This window comes from Pseudomonas sp. So3.2b, from assembly GCF_019464415.1.
In the GTDB taxonomy this organism is placed as follows: domain Bacteria; phylum Pseudomonadota; class Gammaproteobacteria; order Pseudomonadales; family Pseudomonadaceae; genus Aquipseudomonas; species Aquipseudomonas shahriarae.
The window spans coordinates 2,505,243-2,529,466 of record NZ_CP080494.1; the positions used below are offsets into that span (position 1 = coordinate 2,505,243).

Sequence of the window (24,224 nt, forward strand, 5' to 3'; positions counted from 1 at the left end):
TGTGCAGGGGCGGCGTTGGGTTCAGTTGGTCACGGCTTCGTTTTGCGGCAGTTGCTGCAGCAGGTCATGGAGCCAGTCCGGGTTTTTCAGGATGTCGTAGTGACCAGCGGCAATCAGTTCGTCGCTCAGTGCACCAGGCATCGGGCTGATGAAGTCCGCTTGCGGCGTGCTGGCCCACCAACAATGGGGACGGCAGCTGGTATCTGGCAGGACCTGAAATTGTGCGGACAACGCCTTGAGTTTCATCGCCACGATAAACGTATGGGCCAATTCTTCGGTGCTGATGCTGCTGTATGCCGAGTCGCCAGCGACATTGCTTTGCACCGAGGCGATCAACTGTTCCAGGCGCGCAATGTCGCTGCCCGCCGGAATTTCAATCGCCGGTAAACGCTCGCCAGCCACATCGAAGATGACCGCGAGGAAACCGCGCAAGTCATCGCTCCAGTCGTCCTCAGGCTGCGTCTGTTCTGCAGTCGGGGTGAAGGCATCGACCAACCCCACGAACTCCACGACTTGGCCCTGGCTTTCCAGCTCCTGCGCCACCAGTAACGCCAATGGGCCACCGAGGGACCAGCCCAATAGGTGGTACGGACCATCGGCCTGTTTCTGCCGGATGTACTGGGCGTAGTCGATGGCCATGGCCTGCAAGGATTCATCCTCCCAATCGCGGTCCAGCAGCATTCGGCATTGCAGGCCATAGACACTGCGCTGGCCGTCCAGACGCCGCGCCAGGGGCTCGTAGTCGAATACCGTGCCGAAACCGGCGTGCAGGCAGAACAGCGGCGCAGCATTGGCCACACGATTGTTGAGCAGCAACAGCGGGTCTAGGTTCTGCTCGCTCGGGGTGTAGCCCGACAGTTCGGCAATGGTCGGTTTGCCCATCATGTCGCGCAGCTTCAGGCTCAGCCCCAGTTCCGGTTGACTACGCACTTTGGACAACACTTTAAGCACCCGTAGCGAGTCGCCGCCCAGCTCGAAGAAGTTGTCGGTGACCCCGACTTGCTCTACCTCCAACACCTCTTGCCAGATCGCTGCCAAGGCTTTTTCCAGCGCGTTGCGCGGGGCGATGAACTGGCGTCCCTTGAAGTCCGGGTCGGGCAGGACATGGCGATCTAGTTTGCCGTTGGGGTTGAGTGGGAAGCGCTCCAGTACGAGGATTTGCACAGGCACCATATAGTCCGGCAGATCCTGTTGCAGTTCGCCACGCAGGCGCTCACCGAGGCCGGCCACGTCGCTGGCGACCACATAGCCGATCAGTTGTTTGCCACCGGCAGTTTCCCGGGCAACCACTACAGCGTCCTGAACATCGGAAAGATCACGCAGACGCGCTTCGATCTCTCCCATTTCGATGCGAAAACCACGGATTTTTACCTGATTGTCCAAGCGACCGAGGTAATCAATCACCCCGTCTGCACGCTGGCGCACCAGGTCGCCGGTGCGGTACAGGCGTGCGCCGGTGGTTGAGAACGGGTCGGCGACAAAACGCTCGGCGCTCAATCCGGGCCGTTGGTGATAACCGCGCGCGACGCCTTCGCCGCCGATATACAGCTCACCGGCTATGCCGTCCGGCACAGCATTGAGGGCATCGTCCAGCACATACAGGGTACGTTCGCCGACACGCTTGCCGATCGGCGCATAAACCGCGCCACACACGGCGTCTACCGGGACTTTCCACAGCAGTGGGGTCACCACGGTTTCAGTCGGCCCGTAACCGTTGGTTAAGTACTGCGGCTTGAGTGCGCGCTTGACCAGTTCGAAGTTGGCGTCGGCTACCGCATCACCGCCAAAGCAGTAGATGCGTACCGGTGGTGGGGCCTGTTCCTGAGTCTGGGCAAACTCAGCGAGTTGTTGCAGATAGGCCGGTGGGAAGCAGGCGATGCTGATGGCGTGCTGATGCAGGGCTTGCCAGGTTTCTTCAGGGGTCCACAGCCGATTGTCGCGCACTACCAAACGAGCGCCGCTGGCCAACGTCGAGAGCCAACGCTCCTGAGCACCGTCGAAGGCAAACGACATAAACAGCAATTCGCGGGTATTGGCATCCATGTCGTAGCGCCGGGCAATGGCTTGGCAATGCATGCGGATCTGCCCGTGGCTGACCGCCACACCTTTGGGCTTACCGGTGGAGCCGGAGGTGTAGATCAGGTAGGCAAGATTGTCATCCAGTACGGCGCTGGCAGGGCAGTGGTCGGGCTGACTGTCCAGGCTCAGGCCGTCGAGTGCTATCAGTGTCGGAGCCCACGGTTGATTGAAGCGCGAATGCAGGCTTTCGTGGGTGATCAACAAACTCATGGCGGAGTCTTCGACGATCCATTGCACGCGCTCCTGGGGATAGTCGATATCCAGTGGTACATAGGCACCACCGGTTTTCATGACCGCGTAGAACGCGACGATGACGTCCACCGAACGCTCCAGGGCAATCCCGACAAAACTCTCCGGGCCTATCCCTTGGGCGATCAGGTGATGGGCGAGTCGGTTCGCGCGGGACTCCAGTTGCCCATAGCTCAACTGGGTTTCGGCGCACACCACCGCGACGGCGCCTGGGGTGGCCACTGCGTGGTTTCGGATGACTTCGGCCAGCAGCGGCAGCGTCTCCTGCAAAGGCGCCAGGGTGTTGCGTTGGCTGAGGCGTTGCTGCTCGTTGTTGCTGAGCATGTTCAGGCTGCCCAGCGTTGCATCCGGGTTGTCGAGCATCGCGCATAGCAGGGTTTCGAAGCTTGTGCGGATCTGTTCCGTAGCTTCTGGGGTGAAACGATTGCGCAGGTACAGGAACTCGATTGTGAGGGTGTTGCCCAGATTGATGGCCAAGTCCATTGCAAAGTTGGTGACGTCGCGGGTGCTGATTTTGCCGAAACGTAACTGGTTGTGCTCGGCCTCTTGCAAGCGCTCATCCACCGGGTAGTTCTCGAACACCACGATGCTGTCGAACAGCGGCGTTCCGCCCTGGCCCAACCAGCGCTGCGCGTCGGCGAGAGAAGCATGTTCGTGATCGCGTATCTCTAGATTGTAGTTTTGCAGCGCTTGTAGCCACTGCCAGACGGATGACGTTGGCTCTGGAGTCTGGATAATAGGAAGGGTATTGATGAACAACCCGAGCATTTCATCGGCTCCGCGCAAACTCGCTGGTCTGCCAGCGACGGTGGCGCCGAAGCATACGGTGGCTTGTCCGGTGTAGCGCTGCAAGAGTAACAACCACGTGGCCTGGATTAGCGTGTTGGGCGTAACACGCAGGCGCTGCGCGTACTCCCGCAGGTGCTGGGTCCGCTCCGTGTCCCAAATCATATATAGCGCCGCATGACCTTCGAGGTCCGATTGTGCGCGCGGCGCGATGCTGTTGGTCAGGCTCGTCGGGCCGCTGAACCCTTGGAGCTTGCCTCTCCAGAAGGTTTCCAGGTTGGCCTGGGACTGAGTTCTCAACCACTGGATGTAATCCCGATAGCTTCCGCGCTTGGCGGCTGGAGTCTGGCCATTATAGATCTGGAACACTTCACCCAGCAGACGAGAACTGCTCCAGCCGTCCATCAATATGTGATGACTGGTCCAGATAAGATGCATCCGTTTTTCATCGAGCTTGATCAATGTCAGTCTGATCAGTGGTGCGTGTAATAAATCAAAGCCTTTTTCTAGATCGGCCTTGGCTAATTGCTCAAGGTCTTGCGGCGAGACGGCTAGATTCTGCCAATCAATGATCTGAGCGGGCAAACTAGCCTGGCGGTAAATAATTTGCAGCGGTTCAGCCAAATCGCTGGAGGACCAGAAACCGGTTCGCAGGATTTCATGGTGCTGGATCACACTGTTCCAGGCATTGATGAAACGGCTACTGTCCAGACCTTCGACAGGGACCGACATTTGGTTGATGTAAAGTGCAGCTTCCGGCGACTCTTGTGTATGGAACAGTATCCCTTGCTGCATCGGGGAGAGGGGATAGATGTCCTCGACGTCTTGCGAGGGTACAGGTAATGCATTCAGTTGCTGCTGGCTGAGCTCTGCGAGTGGGAAATCAGATGGCGTGACGCCTGAATGGATACCATTGCAGCAATACTCAATGATGGCTTTCAGCTCGTCGGCGTAATCATCTGCCAAGTGCTTAATAGTGCTTTCATTGAACATCTTTACGCTGAAGCCCCAGTTAAGACTTAGTTCACCGCCATACACTTGGCCGTTGATGCTCAACCAGTTATCCAGTGGGGCCTTTGGACTGCGTTCTGCGCCAGCGCTGTCATTGCATGGTGCAAAAAGCGCACCTTCAGTGTTGTCAAAACTACTGTCGAACTGCCCCAGGTAGTTGAAGGTGAGTCGCGGAGTAGGCAGTGCGCTCAACGATAGACGTGTCCGCTCATCACCGAGATAACGTAGTGCGGAGTAGCCAGTACCCTTGTCGGGAATGCGGCGCAGTTGTTCTTTGACACCGATAATGGACTCACCCAAGTCGTCGGTCGTAGATAGTCTTACCGGGAAAATACTGGTGAACCAGCCGACAGTACGGGTCAGGTCGATGTCGTCAAACAAATCTTCACGACCATGGCCTTCAAGTTGGATCACGCAGTCGGGACGCGCGGTCCACCGTGCAATGACGCGGGCCAGTGCAGTAAGTAGTAGATCATTGATCTGGGTACGATACGCAGCCGGGGCATCTTGCAGTAATCGACGCGTGAGTTGAGCGTCCAATCGGGTCTGTACCCCCCGGCTATGAGTGCGCTCCAGGCTGCCAGTGTCGTCATGGCAAGGTAAGGCCACAGCGGCGTCGGAAAGTTGTTCTTGCCAGTAGGGCAGTTGTTGGCGCAAGGCATCGCTGTGGGCATGCTTGCGTAGTCGCTCGCCCCAGGATTGCACCGAACTGGTTCTGCTGGGTAATGTCAGCGGTTGTGCGTTTTGCAGTTGTTGGTAGGTGGATTGCAGATCCTCAAACAGGATGCGCCAGGAAACACCGTCAACCACCAGATGGTGAACTGCCAATAGCAAACGCTGACTGCCATCGTTCAGATCAATCAACAGCGCACGCAGCAGCGGGCCTTTGCTTAGGTCCAGGCTACGCTGCGCCTCGGTGCAGATCCGGTCAATCTCATCAGGATCCCGTGCAACTACCTGTCGAAGCACCGCCGGGACTTCGCCACTGTTCAGGAAGCTTGCTTGCCAACCCTGATTGTTTTCCAGGAAAACTAGGCGAAGCGCATCGTGATGCTCGATCAGCACTTGTAGGGCACTTTCCAGCAAACCAACCTGCAGTGAAGTGTTCGGTTTGAGCAATACCGACTGGTTCCAATGATGGCGTTCGGGTATTTCGGTCTCGAAGAACATTTGTTGAATCGGTAGCAGCAGTGCAGGTCCGCTGACGGCTCCTTGGTCGACCGATACAGCCTGGGTGCCAACCTTTGCTACCCGAGCCAAGCCCTCGATAGTCTGATGCTGGAACAGCTCTTTTGGAGTAAAGCCAATACCTGCCTGGCGGGCGCGACTGACGACCTGGATGGAGATGATCGAGTCACCGCCTAGCTCGAAGAAGTTGTCGCTCATGCCGATTCTTTCGAGCTTGAGGACATCCTGCCAAATCGCAGCAATACGTTGCTCCATCTCGCTTCGTGGCGCGATGTAGGTTTGTTGCAGCAGGCCGCTATCCGGCGAGGGCAGGGCCTTGCGGTCGAGTTTTCCGTTGGCCGTCAGCGGCAACTGCGGCAAGAACAGCAGGTGGCTTGGCACCATGTAATCAGGCAAGTTCTCTTTCAGGTGCACCTTTAAGGTTTCACGCATGATGTCCTGGGTTGTTGTGTGGCTTGGGACGATATAGGCAACGAGTTGCACCTGTCCGCTTTGACCCTTTTGCGCCAGAACGACAACTTGACGTACAGCCTCCAGGCTCGATAAGACGGCTTCGATTTCCCCAAGCTCAATACGGAAACCGCGAATTTTTACCTGGTGGTCAATACGCCCGATGTATTCGATCACCCCATCCGCCCGGTAGCGAGCCAAGTCTCCGGTGCGGTAGAGGCGCGCGCCGTCGTGGGAAAACGGATCAGCGATAAAACGCGTTGCACTCAGGTCCGTACGGTTGAGATAGCCACGCGCCAGTCCTGCGCCGCCTACGTACAGCTCGCCGATGCAGCCTTTGGCTACAGGATTGAGGTCGGCATCCAGCAAATACCAAGACAGGTCACGCAGTGGCCGCCCAATTGGGCTGGTGGTGTCGTTCGACAGGTCGGCCAGGTTGATAGGTCGATAGGTCACATGCACTGTGGTTTCGGTAATGCCGTACATGTTGATCAATTGCGGTGAGCGATCACCGAACTTCTCGAACCAAGGGCGCAGGCTCTGGATTTCGAGCGCCTCACCGCCAAATATGACGTAACGTAGTGCCAGTTTTTTGTCTGTGGCCTGTGTTTCACAGGCGCTTTGCATCAATTGCTTGAACGCCGAAGGTGTTTGGTTGAGTACGCTGACCTGCTGTTCGCACAACAGTGCATGGAAGTCCTCCGGTGAGCGGCTGACCTCATGGGGCACTATTACCAGTCGTCCTCCATACAGCAACGCGCCAAAAATCTCCCAAACCGAAAAATCGAAGGCGTAGGAATGGAACAGACACCAGACATCCTGGGCGCTGAAGGAAAACTCGCTCTCGCAGGCGCTGAAGAGTCGCAGCACATTGTGGTGGGCAAGTAGGGCGCCCTTAGGGTGACCGGTAGAGCCCGAGGTGTAGATGACGTAGGCGAGATTTTCTGCCTCTATCTTGATCCGTGGGTTTTCCACACTGTAGTGAATGAGCTTGTCAGACTCCAGCAGCAGGGTGCGGACATTGGACGGAACAGGGATCTGTTCACGCAGGACCGCCTGCATAAGTACCAATGTCAGGCCGCTATCCTGGATCATGTAGGCAAGCCGATCAGTTGGGTAAGCCGGGTCAAGAGGTACATAGGCACCGCCTGCCTTGAGAATTGCCAGCAAACCTACGACCATCTCAAGGCTGCGCTCGCTAGCAAGCCCTACCATGACATCGGGACCTACGCCCTGCTCGATCAGTTGATGGGCCAACTGATTCGCGCGGGTGTTGAGTTGTTCGTAGCTTAACTGGTGCGTGCCCAACGTCAGCGCTATGGCGTGCGGGGCATGCGCGGCATGAGCTTCGATGAGCTGATGCAGGCAGCCAGTCGCCGGATATTGCGTGACGCCAGGGTTCCATTCTTCAAGCGTCAGTTGCAGGTCGCTGGCAGTGTGTAGCATCAGCTCGCCGATACGCTTTTGGGGCGATTTGACAATAGCGTGTAACAATGTTTGCCAATGGTTGACCATACGCTCGATGGTTGCCGGCTCAAACAGGTCGGTGGCGTAAGTTAGGGCAGCGGAAAAGCCATCAACCGACTCGAAGGTATTGAGGGTCAGATCAAACTGCGCGGTCTGGGTCTCCCATGGGAGGCTTTCAACGGAGAGTTTCGTCAGGTGTTCCTTGGATAATTGTCCGCTGTTTTGATGATTGAACAGAACCTGGAACAACGGGCTGTGACTCAGGGCCCGTTCCGGGCGCAATGCCTCGACCAAGTGCTCGAAAGGCAGATCTTGATGTGCTTGTGCCTGCAACGCCGTGCGCTTGACCTGTTGCACGAACTCGCTAAACGGCAACTGGCCATCAATAATGGCTTTAAGCACCTGGGTATTAACGAAGAAGCCGATGAGTCCTTCTGTTTCCAGGCGATTGCGATTGGCGATAGGCACCCCAACGCAAATTTCGGATTGTCGACTATAGCGATGCAATAGCGTCTGGAACGACGCGAGCAATAGCATGAACGGCGTCACGTTCAGTTGTTTGGCGAGCTGTTTGAGTGACAAACTCAGGGTGTCGGATAAGGCAAACTCCACCTTCGCGCCACGAAAGCTCTGCTCCATCGGGCGAGGATGGTCTAGTGGTAGTTCCAGCAGTGTTTGTTCACCTCCCAGTTGCTGTGACCAATACGCGAGTTGACGTTCGCGCTCACCGGCGTTCATCCATTGGCGCTGCCAGATCGCGTAGTCGGCATACTGCACCGGCAATGCTGGCAGCGTTACATTCAGCCCCAGGCTCTGTCCGGCATACAGCTCAATCAACTCACGCACCATGACTTGCATCGACCAGGCGTCGGAGACGATATGATGCTGAACGATAATCAGCACATGGTCGTCCGTAGCCAATTGCAGCAGTTTCACCCGCAGTAGTGGTCCTGACTGCAGGTCGAAGAGTTCTTGAATCTGCGTTTCAACGTACTTCCTGATAGCTTGTTCTGGCTCGTTGATGGATACCAACGTATCCAGCTTGATGCTCAGTGGTGTGGCCTGGGCGATGACTTGGACGGCGTGTTCGCCCTCAAGTATAAATGTGGTGCGCAAGGACTCATGGCGCTCGATCAGCGAGCTGAAACTGCGCTCCAGAGCCGGGATGTCGAGCTCACCCTTCAGACGCAACGCTGCGGGAATATGATAGGCCGCACTGTCAGGGTCCAACTGCCAGAGGAACCATTGACGTTCTTGGGCGTATGACAATGGCAGAGAACTGCCGCGCTCTTGTGGTATCAGTTGGGAGTGATCAGAGGATGAAGCCTCAAGCGCTGTCACGAAGGCCTGTAGCTCACTGTGTTCGAACAGGCTTTTCAGGGATACATCGCACTTGAGCGCCCGACGGACACGGGAAACTACCCGGGTCGCTAATAATGAGTGGCCGCCCAGTTCGAAGAAGTCATCCGTCATACCGACTTGGTCGAGCTTCAACACTTCTGCCCAGATATTGGCCACCGTTCGTTCTACTTCGTTTTGCGGTGCTATATAGTTTTTTCGCAGTTGATCTGCATCAGGGCTAGGCAGAGCCTTGCGATCAAGCTTGCCGTTGGGGGTGAGTGGCAGGGTTGGTAAAAATACCCAATGAGGCGGGACCATGTAATCCGCCAGGCCATGCTTGAGATGCAACTTGAGGGTTTGACGCAGCTCGCTTTCAACCGACAGCGAATTGGGGACGAGGTAAGCCACCAGTTGAGTCCCGCCCGGCCCCTCCTGTGCCAGAACAGCGGCTTCGCGAACGTCATGGTGCTCGAGTAATCTCGCTTCGATCTCGCCCAGTTCGATACGAAAGCCCCGGATTTTCACTTGGTGATCGAGGCGGCTTATGTATTCGATAATGCCGTCGTCACGGTAACGTGTCAGGTCTCCGGTGCGGTACAGGCGTTCTCCTGGAGCCCCGAATGGATTGGGCACGAAGCGCTCTGCGGTCAGTGCCGGCCGCTGGAAGTAACCGCGAGCCAAACCTTCACCACCGATCAACAGTTCGGCCCCTACGCCTATGGGCACTGTACCCAGATCATCGTCCAGCAGAAACAGTACGGTGTTGGCAATTGGACGGCCCAGGTAAGGCTGGGCATGCGCTTGATCGAGAGCGTGGAGGGCGGACCAGATGGTCGTTTCTGTGGGACCATAGAGATTCCACACCTTATCTGACAAGGCGAGCATGCGTTGCGCCAGCTCCTCAGGCAGCGCTTCGCCTCCGCAGAGCAGCTTGCACCCGCGCAGCGCCTGACTATCTGGGCTGTCAAGCAGCATTCGCCAGGTCGAAGGGGTGGCTTGCAGAACCGTTACCTCCTCGTTATGTACCAGTTTGAGTAGCGCGTCTGGGTCTTGATTGATCGCCTGGCCGGTCAACACCACACGGGCGCCAATGGAAAGCGGTACATAGATCTCCAGGCCGAAAATATCAAACGAGAAGGTTGTCAGTGAAAGAACTCGGTCTTGGCTGCTGACTCCGGGCGCTTGGGTCATGCTGGCGACAAAATTGCTCAAGGCACCGTGGGGCACCATCACGCCTTTTGGCTTGCCTGTTGAGCCGGAGGTGTAGATCGCATAAGCCAAATGCTCCGGAAAAAGCGGTTGTCGTGGGTTGACGTCGGCGTAATCTTCCAGCCAGTTTTTCGTTTGATCCAGAATCAAGGTCTGAACACCATGGGGAACCGGCATGCGGGGCAGGACGAAGCTCTGGGTCAGCAACAAGGCGACCCCACTGTCCTGCATCATGTAGGCTAGGCGGTCTTCGGGATAGCTGGGATCAAGCGGCACATACGCACCGCCGGCCTTAAGCACAGCCAGCAACCCGACAATCATTTCTACGCTGCGCTCGACGGCGATGCCTACCAGTACGTCTGGGCCAACACCCAGCTCAATCAATTTGCCTGCGAGGCGGTTGGCATGGCTGTTGAGTTGCTGGTAGGTCAGTCGTTGCTCTGCAAACACTATTGCAATGGCGTTGGGTAAGCGTTCGGCTTGGTTCTCGATTAGCTGGTGAATCCGCAGCTCGCGGGGGTAGTCGACGGTACTGCAATTCCATTCTTCAAGTATTAACTGCTGTTGCGCAGCATCGAGCATCGGTAGCTGAGCGACGGATTGCAGCGGGTTGGCCACGACCGCTGTCAGAAGGCATTGCCAGTGGCGGCTCATGCGTTCGATAGTGGCAGGGTCGAATAAGTCGGTGGCGTAAGTGAAGGAGCCGCAGAACCCTTGTGGGTTTTCCACCGTAGTCAGGGTCAGGTCAAATTGTGCCGTCGGGTTTTCCCAGCTCAGTCCTTCCATCGTCAAGCCGGACAGTTGACGGCTGCGCTCATCGTGATCAGCGACGTTGGCGTTCTGGTGGTTGAACATTACTTGAAACAGCGGGCTATGACTCAGGCTGCGCTCGGGGTGCAGCGCTTCGACGAGTTGTTCGAAGGGCAACTCCTGGTAGGTTTGGGCGTCAAGGGATGTTTGTTTGACCTGGGCCAGTAAATCGCTGAAGGGCGAAAGGGGCGAGATATCTGCCTTGAGCACCTGGGTATTGACGAAAAAGCCGATCAGCCCTTCGGTCTCCACTCGGTTTCGGTTGGCCGATGGTACGCCAACCCGGATGTCTGTTTGTCGGCTGTAACGGTGAAGCAAGGCTTGAAACGAGGCGAGTAACATCATGAACGGTGTGACGTTGTACTGTTGAGCCAGCTTTTTAAGAGCCGCTCCCAGTGCAGCGCTCAACTCAAATGAGTATTTTGCCCCCCGAAAACTCTGCACCGCCGGCCGCGGATAGTCCGTCGGCAATTCCAGTACCGGCTGCTCCCCGCCCAATTGCTTGTTCCAGTACGCCAGTTGCCGCTCACGCTCGCCCGCTTCCATCCAGTGCCGTTGCCAGATGGCGTAGTCGGCATACTGGATCTGCAGCGGTGCCAGGGTCGTGTCCTGGCCCTGGACGAAAGCGCCATAAACCTGCACCAGTTCGCTGACCATGATTTGCATGGAGGCGCCATCGGAGACGATGTGGTGTTGTGTCAGCACCAGTACGTGGTCGTCGTCGGCCAGGCGCAGCAGTTTGACCCGCAGCAGTGGGCCGTTGTGCAGGTCGAAGGGTTGCTGGGTTTCGTGTTCGACGAATTCTTTGATCTGCTGCTGTTGCTCGTTGTCGCTCAGGTGTGCGTCGAGGCTGAGCAGTTCCACCGCCAGGGTCAGGTGGGGGGCAATGACTTGCACCGCACGTTCGTCGACCTGCTGGAAGGTGGTGCGCAGGCTTTCATGGCGCGCCACTAGGGCGTTGAACGCGTGCTCCAGCGCTGGCACGTCCAGGGCGCCGCGCAGGCGCAGGGCGGTGGGGATGTGGTAGGCGGCGCTGGTAGGGTCCAGTTGCCAGAGGAACCATTGGCGCTCCTGGGCAAACGACAGCGGGATGAGCTCGAACTCACTGCGTACTTCGGGGATCGGCAGGTTGGCGGGCGAGACGCCTTCGGCCAGCATCTTTTCCAGATACAGCGTGCGCTTGTCCAGCGGCAGGGTGATGAAACGCTTGGCGATTCGGGTAGCGACGCTCTTGTCCATTACAGTTGCTCCATATCGTCAAGCAGCGCTTCGAGCTTGCTCAGTTTTTCGGTATCGAATTGCCCACCGCTGCTTTGCAGTTCATTGACGAATGCGCCCAGTGTGGGAAATTGAAAGAGTTGTTGTGGGGTCAGTTGCATGCCCAGCTCCAGTTGCGCGCGTGAGACCACGCGCACCACCAGCAAGGAATGGCCGCCCAGTTCAAAAAAGTTGTCGTCCAGGCCGACGCGCTCAAGCTCCAGGACCTGTTGCCAGATGTCCGCCATCTGTTGTTGCAAAGGCGTCTGGGGGGCGACAAAGGCACGTTGCGACTGGGCGGCCTCAGGCGTTGGCAACGCTTTTCGATCCAGTTTGCCGTTGGGCGTCAGCGGTAGTTGATCGAGGAACAGCAGGTGCGCCGGAACCATGTAGGCCGGAAGGTTTTCCTGGAGTCGAGCCTTGATCGCCGTGCGCAGTTGATCCTGGAATGCTGCGTCTGGGAACGACTGCCGGGCGACGACATATGCCACCAGTTGTTGGCCGTCGAGGTGTTCCTGGGCCAGTACCACGGCTTCGCGTACCTCTGGGTGTTGCAGCAGGCGGCTTTCGATTTCGCCCAACTCGATACGAAAGCCACGGATTTTCACCTGGTGGTCGATGCGACCGATGTATTCAATTACGCCATCCTGGCGATAGCGGGTCAGGTCACTGGTGCGATAGAGCCGCTGGCCATTGCCTGAAAACGGGTTGGGCACAAATTTTTCCGCAGTCAGCGCCGCACGGCCCAGGTAACCCCGGGTGATGCCGGCACCAGCCAGATACAACTCGGCTGCTACGCCCAGGGGAGCAGGTTGCAGATCCTGGGTGAGCAGGTAGCTGGCGGTGTTGCCGACCGGGCGGCCGATGTTTGCCGAGCCTGCGACTTCGCGACGGGTCCAGGTGGAGTAGGTGGTGTCCTCCGACGGGCCGTACAGGTCGTAGATATGGTTGACGTTGGTGTGTTCATAGAGCGTGTCTACCAGTGTCTGCTTCAGTGGTTCACCGGCAAGGTTGATGATGCGCACGCTGTCTGGGATCTGCCCGGCGCGCTGCAACGCGTTGATCGCCGAAGGCACGGTATTGATCAGGCGCACCTGCTCGCGTGCCGACAGGGTTGGCAGTTCCAGAGCGTTACGCGCCAGGACGATATGACCACCGCAAGCCAGGGTCACAAACAGCTCCCACACTGACAGGTCGAAACAGATCGAGGTCGAGGCCAGTACCCCTTGCAGGTCATCGCTTGAATAGACCTGCGCAGACCAGCGGACCAAGGCCGAAACGTTACGGTGGGCGATGGCCACGCCCTTGGGCAAGCCGGTGGAGCCGGAGGTGTAGATAACGTAGGCCAGGTTGTCAGGGCTTACCGTGGTCATGGGCGGGTGATCGCTGTAACCGCCCAGCCAGGCATCCCCGGGTTCGATGGCCAGCACTTGGGTGGTTGCGCTGGCGCGCAATTCGTCCGGCAGGTGCTGGCCGACCAGCAGCAGGTGCGCGCGGCTGTCTTCGAGCATGTAGGCCACGCGGTCAGCTGGGTAGTCGGGGTCCAGCGGCACATAAGCGCCACCGGCCTTGAGTACCGCCAGCAACGCTACCAGCAGGTCGCTGTTGCGCGGCATCGCCACGCCAACCCGCACTTCCGGGCCAACCCCAAGTTCAATGAGTTTGTGGGCCAGGCGGTTGGCGCGCTGGTCCAGTTGCTGATAACTCAGGCGTTGTTCACCGTCGATCAGAGCCAATTGGCCAGGCGCTGCCTGGGTATGACGGACGATCAGGTGGTGAATACACTGTTCATCGGCAACCGACAGAGGAGCGCTGTTCCACTTATTGAGGATCAGCGTTTTTTCGGCCTTGCCCAGCAGATGCAGCGAGCCCAGTGCGCGGTCGGCATTGTCGATCAAACCGTTCAACAGTTGATCCAGGTGCGCAGCAATTTGCTCGATCAGCGCATCGCTGAAATTTGCCCGCACATAACTGTATTGCAGGGTCAGGCTGCTACCCAGGCCAACACTCAGGGTCAATGGGTAGTTGGTTTGCTCCTGGCTGTGCACCGGGCCAAAACCCAGACCCTGTGGTGCGCCCTTTTCCAGGGCCTCGGAGATCGGGTAGTTCTCGAACACCAGGATATTGTCGAACAGACTTTCGCCGCCCACACCTGCCTGACGTTGTGTTTCGAACAGCGGCGTGTGTTCATGCTCACGCAATGACAGGTTTTGTGCCTGGACTTGCTGCAACCATTGCGCAACGCTTTGCTCGGGGCGGGGGCTGGCCGCGACAGGCAGCGTGTTGATGAACAGGCCGATCTGTTGTTCTACGCCGTTGAGCTGTGCCGGGCGCCCGGCTACGGTGGCGCCAAAGCACACCGTGGTTTGGCCGGTGTAACGCTGCAACAGGAGTAGCCACGCCGCTTGCACCAGGGTGTTAGCGGTGACTTTCTGCTGACGGGCAAAGGCGTTCAGGCGTGCGGTGGTGGCGGTGTCGATTACCTTGCGGTATTCACCATGGCCTTCTCCAGGTACGTGCACCACGCTTTGGCCCAGCAGGGTTGGCGACTCCAGGTCACGCAGCTGTTCTTGCCAGAAACGCTGGCTGGTGGTGCTGTCCTGCTGTTGCAGCCAGGCGATGTAGTCACGGTAGCGTCCGGGGTTGGCGGCCACGCTTTGCCCACTGTAGTGCTGCAACACCTGGCCCATGAGCTGGGAGTTGCTCCAGCCGTCCATGAGGATGTGATGGGCGGTGTAGATCAGGTGGTGACGTTCGGCAGCGGTTTGTACCAGGGTCAGGCGCAGCAACGGTACTTGATCCAGTGTGAATGGCTGCTGCAATTGGGCCAGGGCTAGTGCGTCCAGTTGCTGTGCATCGTGGCTGCCCAACGGGTGTACGGTGAACGGAATCTGCGCCTGTTTTAGTACCAGTTGCAGAGGTTGCTCCAGCCCTTGCCAGACAAACCCGGTGCGCAGGATGTCATGACTGTCCATAGCCGCCTGCCAGGCTTGCTGGAAGCGTTGCGGGTCGAGCCCGTCGATATCCACGCGCAGTTGATTGATGTAGTTGCCAGCACTTTGTTCGTACAGGGTGTGGAACAACATGCCCTGTTGCATCGGCGACAGCGGATAGAGGTCGGCGATCTGCGCGGCGGGCACTGGTAGGCGATCGAGCTGTGTTTGGCTGATCTTGGCCAGCGGCACATCGGTAGGGGTCAGGCCGCGGTGGGCCGGATCAATGCAATGGGCGACCAGGGCCTTGAGCTCACTGGCGTACTCATCGGCGAGGTGCTGGATAGTGGCATCGTCGAACATCTCGCGGCTGAACAACCAGTTCAGGCTCAGCTCACCGGCGTAGATCTGACCGTTGAGCGTCAACCAGTTACCCAGCGGCGCCTCAGGGTTTTGCTCTGCGCCGGTGCCCTCGTTGGCCGGGCTGAACAGGGCCTGTTCCTCGGCGTTGAAGCTGCCATCGAACTGGCCCAGATAGTTGAAGGTAATGCGCGGTTCAGGCAGGCCCGCCAGGGTCGCCCGGGCCTGAGCATCGCCCAGGTAGCGCAAGGCGCCATAACCGATCCCTTTGTTGGGTACGGCCCGCAATTGTTCCTTGATTTGCTTGATCGACGCACCCAGGTTATCGGCAACCGGCGTCAAGGCCACCGGGAACAGGCTGGTGAACCAGCCCACGGTGCGGGTCAGGTCCAATGGTTCGAACAACTCTTCGCGACCATGTCCTTCGAGCTGGATCAGACAGTGTTGGCCCTGGGTCCAGCGGCCGATCACCCGTGCCAGCGCAGTCAGCAGCAGATCATTGATCTGTGTGCGGTAAGCGGCGGGGGCCTCTTGCAGTAATTGCCGGGTGAGGGTTTTGTCCAGTCGCGTATTGACGCTATGGCCGTGGCGGTTTTCCAGGCTGGCGCCTGAGCGTGCGCCGGGCAGGTCGCACTTGGTCTCTTGCAACTGGGCTTGCCAGTAGGTGAGTTCCTCTGCCAGGGCCCCCTGGGTGGCGTGGCGTTGCAGGTGCTCGGCCCAGGATTTGCCAGAGTAGGTTTTCGCCGGGAGGCTGATGGTCTGCCTGGCTGATGCTTGTTGGTAGGCGTTCTGCAGGTCTTCAAACAGGATGCGCCACGACACACCATCGATCACAAGGTGATGGGCTGCCAACAGCAGGCGCTGGCTGTTATCGGCCAGTGTCACCAGGACTGCACGCAGCAGAGGGCCTTGGCTCAGGTCGAGACTGGCCTGGGCCTGATTGCACAGATCTTCCAGTTCTGTGGTAGATAAGGCGCTGGCTTGTTGCAAGGCAGGAGCCTGTTGCCAGTCCTGCTGCTGTTGCGCCACCGAACGATAGTGGGCCTGCCAGCCGGCGGTGTTTTCGCTGAAGCTCAGGCGCAAACCGTCGTGATGGATGATCAGGGCCCTTAGCGCCTGCTCAAGCGCATCGGCCTGCAAAGGTGCCTGGGCCGATAGCAGTACCGCCTGGTTCCAATGGTGACGCTCGGGGATCGCCCGCTGGAAAAACGCCTGGTGCACCGGTAGCAGCGGGGTCGGTCCCGTGAGCGGTTGTTGATCGATTTCCTGCGCCGGCGTGCCGGTGCGAGCCAGTAGCGCCAGTTGTTGCACGGTCTGGGCTTCGAACAGCTCCTTGGGGCTGAATTGAATCCCGGCCTGACGCGCGCGACTGACCACCAGGATGGAGATGATCGAGTCTCCGCCCAGTTCGAAGAAGTTATCGGTCAGGCCGACATTCTGCACCTTCAGTACGTCTTGCCAGATGCTGGCGATTTGCTGTTCCAGTGCGCTCTGTGGTGCGATGTACTGGATCTGCATCTGGCTGGTGTTTGGCGCTGGCAGGGCCTTGCGGTCAAGTTTGCCATTGGGGCTCAGGGGCAGGGCGTCGAGGAACACCCAGTGGACCGGGACCATATAATCCGGCAAGTGTGTCTTGAGGCCGGTCTTGAGGGTTTCGCGTAGGTCCCCGCCGGCATTGGCGCTTGGCACCACGTAACCGACCAGTTGCAAGCCGCGACCGCTGTCTACGGCCAGGACGGCAGCTTCGCGAACTTCATCCTGTTCCAGCAGGCGTGCTTCGATCTCTCCCAGTTCAATGCGCAGGCCACGAATCTTGACCTGATGGTCGACACGGCCAATGTACTCGATTACGCCGTCGGCCCGTTGCCGTGCCAGGTCGCCGGTACGGTACAGGCGCTGGCCGTTGGCAAAGGGGCTGGCGACAAAGCGCTCGGCGGTCATGCCTGAGCGGCGGTGGTAACCACGGGCCAGGCCTTCGCCGCCCAGGTACAACTCGCCCACCACACCGACCGGTAATGGCGCGAGATCGCTATTGAGGATGAAGGTGCTGAGGTTGGCGATAGGCTGGCCAATCGGTACGGTATGGGCCGGTTCTTCGCGGCAGGTCCAGTGGGTGACGTCAATGGCCGCTTCGGTTGGGCCATATAGGTTGTACAGGCCAGCACCAGGCAGGCGGGCGAACACCTGCTGTTGCGTATCGACCTGCAAGGCTTCACCGCTGCAGATGATCCGGGTCAGGCCGGTGCAACGCTCGCTGCTGTCGTCCAGCAGGAAGGCTTGCAGCATCGAGGGTACAAAATGCAGGGTGGTGACCCGGTGCTCGGTGATCAACTGCACCAACCTGGCCGGGTCGCGATGATCCCCAGGACCTGCCACGGCCAGGCGGGCACCCGTCATCAGCGGCCAGAAAAACTCCCACACCGACACATCAAAGCTGAACGGGGTTTTTTGCAGCACGGTGTCGTCGTTGTTCAGCCCGTAGGCTTGCTGCATCCAGCACAGGCGGTTGGTCAGGGCACTGTGGCGGTTGCCCGCGCCCTTGGGTTTGCCGGTAGAGCCCGAGGTGTAGATCACGTAGGCGAGGTTTTGCGCATCCACGCTGACGCCAGGGTTGGTGTCCGGCAAGGTATCCAATGCCAGAGTGTCCAGGCTCAAGGTGTTGAGCGTTGCTGGCAATGGCAGGGTGCTGATCAGCGATTGCTGGGTCAGTAGCAGGTCGATACCACTGTCGTCGATCATGTAGGCCAGGCGATCAGCCGGATATTCAGGGTCCAGCGGCACGTAGGCACCGCCGGCCTTGAGGATAGCGAGCAAGCCGACCACCATTTCCACGCTGCGTTCGACCGCAATCCCCACCAGCCGGTCCGGGCCTACACCCAGGGCGATCAGGTGATGGGCCAGTTGGTTGGCCCGGGCATTGAGTTGGGCGTAGCTCAGCCGAACATTGGCAAAGATCAGTGCCGGAGCATCAGGCGTCTGCTTGACCTGATGTTCAATCAGGGTCTGCACTGGGTAACCCAGCGGATAGTGCCTGGCGGTGTCATTCCAGCGGTGGATGACCTGTGTACGTTCACTGTCGCCGAGCAGGTTCAGTTCGCCAATGGCCCGGTCGGGCCGTTCGGTGAGGCGCAACAGCAGGTTATGCAGGTGCTGCGCCATGCGTTCGATCACGGTTTCGCTGAAGGCGTCGTGGGCAAAGCTGTAGTGCAGCGACAGGGTTTCTCCGGCATTCAGGGCCAGGGTCAGCGGGTAGTTGGTTTGTTCGAAGGTATCGACGCTGCCAAACTCCAGGCCTTTGGGGGCTTGTTGCTCTAAGGCATCGGCAATCGGGTAGTTTTCGAACACCAGCAGAGTGTCGAACAGCGCTTCACCGTTGTGCCCGGCCCAGCGTTGAATATCGGCCAGCGAGGTGTGCTCGTGTTCGCGTAACGACAGGTTTTGCGCTTGCACGCTCTGCAGCCATTGGTCGACCCGGGTCTGCGGATTCACCGTGGCAATCACGGGCAGGGTATTGATGAACAACCCGACCTGCTGCTCAATACCGGCGATTTCGGCCGGACGTCCGGCGACGGTGGCGCCGAAACACAGGCTGTCCTGGCCGGTATAGTGATGCAACAGCAGCAGCCAGGCGCCTTGCAGTAAAGTATTGAGGGTGACTTTCTGGTGGCGCGCGAACTCGTTGAAGTAGCGGGTCTCGACGATGCCAAAATGCTGATAGTGGTCGCCGTGGCCGCTGGCCGTGGTGGATACACTTGGCAGGCTACTGGCAAGCCGGGTCGGCTCTTGCAGTGTCGCCAATTGGTCTGCCCACCAGGTTTGGCTGGCGCTGTTGTCCTGGCGCTGCAGCCAGGCAATGTAGTCGCGGTAACGCCCCATTTTGGCCGGTAAGGCCTGGCCGGCGTAGCGCTGGAGAATCTCGCCCATGAGCTGGGAGTTACTCCAGCCATCCATCAGGATGTGGTGCACGGTGTAGATCAGGTGATGTTGAGCATCGCCGGTCTTGATCACCTGCACGTCCAGCAAGGGTGCGTGGGCCAGATCGAAGCGTTGTTGCAAACGCTCCAGGGCCAATTGGTCCAGGGCCGGCTGCAGGTCTGGGTACTGCTGCCAGTCGTGCAGGGTCATGGGCAGGGTCAACTGCTTGTGCACCACTTGTACCGGTTGTTGCAGATCACCTTGCCAGACGAACGAGGTGCGCAGGATATCGTGAGCGTCCATCGCCTGTTGCCACGCATCTCGCAAACCGTGTGGGTCGAGGCCGGTCACGTCCAGGCGCATCTGGTTGACATAGGCGCCGACGTTTTGCTCGTAAAGCGAGTGGAACAGCATGCCCTGTTGCATAGGCGCCAACGGATAGATGTCGTCGATCTGTGCGACGTCTACCGGCAATGCATCCAGTTGCCACTGGTCGAGGTGTGCGAGGGGGAAGTCCGATGGTGTCACGCCACGGTTGCGCGGGTCGCAGCAGTGCTCGATCAACTGCGCCAGTTCCTGGGCGTAATCATCGGCCAAGGCTTGCATGCGCGCCGGCTCGAACATTTGCGCACTAAAGGTCCAACCCAGGCTCAGTTCACCGTCGTACACCTGGCCATTGAGGGTCAGCCAGTTACTCAGCGGGGCCTCTGGGCTGTGTTCGGCACCGCTGCTTTCCGGGGCGAGGGCAAAGAGTGCGTTGTCGTTGGCGTTGAAGTCGGTGTCGAACTGGCCCAGATAGTTGAAGGTGATGCGTGGTACCGGCAATGCCTGCAACGCTTGCCGCGTCTGGGCATTGCCCAGGTAGCGCAGGACACCAAAGTCCAGGCCTTTGTTCGGTACGCTGCGCAATTGTTCCTTGATCTGTTTGACGTTGGCGTCGAGCTCGGCCTGCGGTGTGAGGCGCACCGGGTATACCGTGGTAAACCAACCCACGGTACGGGTCAGGTCGATTTCGTCGGACAACGCTTCTCGACCATGGCCCTCCAGTTGGATCAGTACCTGAGGCTGTGCGGTCCAGCGGCTGATGACCCGTGCCAGTGCGGCGAGCAGCAAATCGTTGATCTGTGTGCGGTAGGCGCTCGGGGCATCTTGCAGCAGGCGCCGGGTCAGGTCCTGGTTGAGATGAGTATGGACGGTCAGGCTGTCGGTTTTCTTCAGGCTGGCGCCCGCGTGCAACACAGGCAGGTCGGCGTAGTCGTCGGCCAGTTGCTGCCAGTAGGCGGTTTGCCCTTGCAGTCCGGCACTTTGACCGTATTCCTGCAAACGCTGGCCCCAGGCTTTATACGCACTGGTCTTCTCCGGCAATTCAATCGCCTGGCCCGCCTGCACTTGCCGGTACACGGTTTGCAAATCATCAAACAAAATCCGCCACGACACGCCATCCACCACCAAGTGATGAATCGCCAGCAGCAAGCGCTGGCTACCGTCACCCAGGCTGACCAGCACCGCGCGCAGCAGCGGCCCGTCTTGCAGGTTGAGGCTGCGTTGGGCTTCGTCGCCCAAAGATTGCAGTTGCGTTGCGTCGTCAATCCGGGTCTGCCACAACACCGACGCCGTGGCCGGGCGGTATTCGGCGTTCCAGCCAGAATCAGCCTGAGTGAAGCTCAGGCGCAGGGCGTCGTGGTGTTGGATGAGGGCGTTGAGGGCCTGTTCCAGCAGGTGCGGGTCCAGGGCCGTGGCGGGCTTGAGCAGTACCGACTGATTCCAGTGGTGGCGCTCGGGGATCTCGGTATCGAAGAACAGGTGTTGGATCGGCAGCAGTGGTGCGCTGCCGGTGACCGGACCTTGATCGATCGCGAGGCCCTGGCCGTGGGTTTTCGCCACGCTGGCCAGGCCCTGGATGGTCTGGTGCTGGAACAGGTCCTTGGGGGTGAAGTGGATGCCGGCCTGGCGGGCGCGGCTGACCACCTGAATGGAGATGATCGAGTCGCCGCCCAGTTCGAAGAAGTTGTCGTTCAGGCCGATTTTTGCAAGTTTGAGCACGTCTTGCCAAATGGCTGCGATGCGTTGTTGCAGATCGTTTTGCGGGGCCACGTAGGCGTGCAGGGCCTGGCTCGCGTCGGGGGCGGGCAGGGCCTTGCGGTCGAGTTTGCCGTTGGGGGTCAGGGGCAGTTGCGCCAGGATCAGCAAATGACCTGGGACCATATAGTCTGGCAGCTGTTCGCCGAGCCAGGCTTTTAAGACCTCGCGCAAGGCGTCCTGGCGGTTAATGTCCGTTGCCGGTTCCGTCGGCACCACATAACCCACTAACTGCGGGCCGCCCGGGGTTGGGTGGGCGATGACCACGGCTTCGCGCACCGCCTTGTGTTGCAGCAGTTGCGCTTCAATCTCTCCCAGTTCGATACGCAGGCCGCGGATTTTTACCTGATGGTCGATACGCCCGATGTAGTCGATGACCCCATCGGCACGGTAGCGCGTCAGGTCGCCGCTGCGATACAGGCGTGCGCCATTGCCTGCAAACGGATCGGGAATAAAGCGTTCGGCGGTCAGCCCCGGGCGCTGGTGGTAGCCCTGTGCCAGGGAGTCGCCGCCGATCAGCAGTTCGGCGCTGGTGCCCACCGGGCACAGCTGCAGGTCGTGGTCGAGCAGGTAGGTATGCACGTTGGCGAGGGGGCGGCCGATAGGGGCGATGGCGCCTTCGGGCAGGCTGGCGACATCAAAGAAGGTGGTGTCGATAGTGGCTTCGGTTGGGCCATAAAGGTTGCACAGGCGGCCGTTCCAGCGTTCGCGCAATTGTGCGACCAGCGGAGTACCCAAGGCTTCGCCGCCCAGCAGCAGCAAGCGCAGGGATTGCATCTGCGCGCCCTGTTCGTCGACGAGCAAGGCTTGCAGCAGGGAGGGGGCCATTTGCAGCACGCTGATGCGCTGGGCGGCTACTTCCGACCACAGCACTGACAAATCGTCGGACAACTCGCGGGAGGCGAGGACCAACTGCGCACCGTTGAGCAAGGGCAACCAGAACTCCCACACCGAGGCGTCGAAGCTGAAGGCGGTTTTTTGCAAGACCCGGTCCGCAGCGTTCAGGCCCAATTCGCCCTGCATCCACAGCATATGATTGGTCAGGGCGCCGTGGCGCACCTGCACGCCCTTGGGCTGCCCGGTGGAGCCGGAGGTGTAGATCATGTAGGCCAGATTATCGGCGCTGACTGTTAGCTGCGGGTTGGCGCTGTCATAGCCTTCCAGCCAGTCGCTGTCCTGATCCAGGCACAGGGACGGCAGGCTGTCCGGGGCGGGCAATGCCAGGCTGCTTTGGGTCAGCAGCAGGCCGATGCCGCTATCGTTGATCATGTAGGCCAGGCGGTCAGCGGGGTAGGCCGGGTCCAGCGGTACATAGGCGCCGCCTGCCTTGAGCACGGCCAGCAGGGCGATGACCATTTCCAGGCTGCGCTCAAGGCCCAGGCCCACGCAGACGTTGGGGCCAACGCCCAGCTCCAGCAGCTTGTGAGCCAGTTGGTTGGCGCGACGGTTGAGCTGATCCAGGGTCAACTGCTGCTCGCCGAGCACCACAGCGGCGGCATGTGGCAGGCGTTCGGCTTGCTCCGCGACCAACACATGCACAGGGGCTGCGTTGGGGTAGTGGACGGCCGTGGTATTCCACTGCCCCAACTGCCGCTCACGCTCCTCATCACTGAGCATCGCAAGCTCGCCGATCAGTGCCTGCGGTTGCTCAACCATGGCTTGCAACAGGTTCTGCCAGTGCCCGGCCAGAGTGGCGATGGTCGCCGGGGTGAAGCACCCGGCGTCATAGTCGAAATGCGCGGTGATCTGCTGCTGGCTGTACTCCACGTCCAGCGACAGGTCGAACTTGGCCTGCAACGGGTGGCTGTCCATAAACGTCAGTTGCAACGGGCCCAGGTGCAGGGGCGCGTCCTGCGCGGCGCCGGCGCGCCAGTTGAACAGGGTCTGGAACAGCGGGTTGGCCTGGGGGCTGCGTTGCAGGTGGAGGTCTTCGAGGATCAGCTCGATGGGGTAGTCGGCATGTTCCAGGGCGGCGAGGGATTGCTGGCGCAGGGCCTGGAGGAACGCGCTGCACGATTGCTCGGGTGCCAGTCGCGCGCGATACACCTGGCTGCTGACGAAAAAGCCCACCAGGTCCTGGATCTGTGCCTGGTTGCGTGTGGCGTTGGGCACGCCGACGGTGAAGTCGGTCTGGCCGCTGTAGCGTCCCAGCAGCAATTGCCAGGTGCCGAGCAGCACTACGAACGGGGTCAGGCCTTGTTGCTGGCAAAAGCTCTGGAGCTGCTCGTTCAAGTGTGCAGGCAGGGTGTGGGCATGATGGCCGGCACCTGCGTGGTTTTCCAGGCGCTCGCGAGGCAATGTCAGGGCCGGGATATCCTTGCCAAGGATGGCCTTCCAATACTGGGCGGCTGCGGCGTGTTGCGGTGTCAGCGGGTAGTCTTGGCGTTGCCACTGGGCGTAGTCGGCGTACTGGATGGACGGGCGCGGCAGGGCCCGGCCTGGTTGGCCAAGGGCGCTTGCCAGGTCGTGCATCAGGATCGGATTGGACCAGGCGTCCGAGACGATGTGATGCATATTGAGCAGCAGCACATAATCCTGCGTGGCGCGCTTGAGCAGGGTGCTACGAATCAGCGGCGCCTGGCTCAGGTCGAAGGGCTGGGTGGCATGCTGGCGGATGCGATCTTGCACTTGCTGTTCGCGCTGGACGCTGTCCAGGGCGCTCAGGTCCTCTTCGAGCAGGTTCAGCTGTGCGCCCTGGTCGATGACTTGTAGGGGCGTGCCTTCGGTGTTGCGAAAGGCGGTACGCAGGATATCGTGGCGATTGATCACCTGGTTAAGGGCCGCTTCCAGGGCGCACGCGTCCACCGGTCCCTTGATGGCAATCGCCCGTGGCAGGTTATAGGCATGGCTTTGCGGATCGAACTGTTGCAGGAACCACAGACGCTGCTGGGCGAACGACAGCGGCACCGGATCACGCCCGGCGAGGCTCTGGATGGACTGCCCGGCGCCGGCTTCATCGGCCAGCAACAAGGCCAGCAGGTCGTCATCGGGAAGTTGGTTCAATTGGTTCATGATCGATCTCGTCGCCGTCGGCAGAGGAAATAAGCTGTGTCAGGAAGACGAAGTTCGATCAATGAGATTTAGGTGCAA

General features: G+C 59.5%; 2 protein-coding genes. Both read right to left on the reverse strand.

The features are described 5' to 3' along the window. Positions 1–21: 21 nt before the first annotated feature. Entirely contained in the window at positions 22–11,829 is an 11,808-nt protein-coding gene (locus K1X80_RS11315) for a non-ribosomal peptide synthase/polyketide synthase (protein ID WP_220172900.1), read from the reverse strand. Beyond that, positions 11,829–24,146 carry a non-ribosomal peptide synthase/polyketide synthase gene (locus K1X80_RS11320; RefSeq protein WP_220172901.1) on the reverse strand — a complete coding sequence of 4,106 codons (12,318 nt, stop codon included), beginning with the start codon at positions 24,144–24,146 and terminating at the stop codon, positions 11,829–11,831. Before K1X80_RS11320 ends, K1X80_RS11315 begins: the two co-directional genes overlap by 1 nt. Positions 24,147–24,224 lie beyond the last annotated feature (78 nt).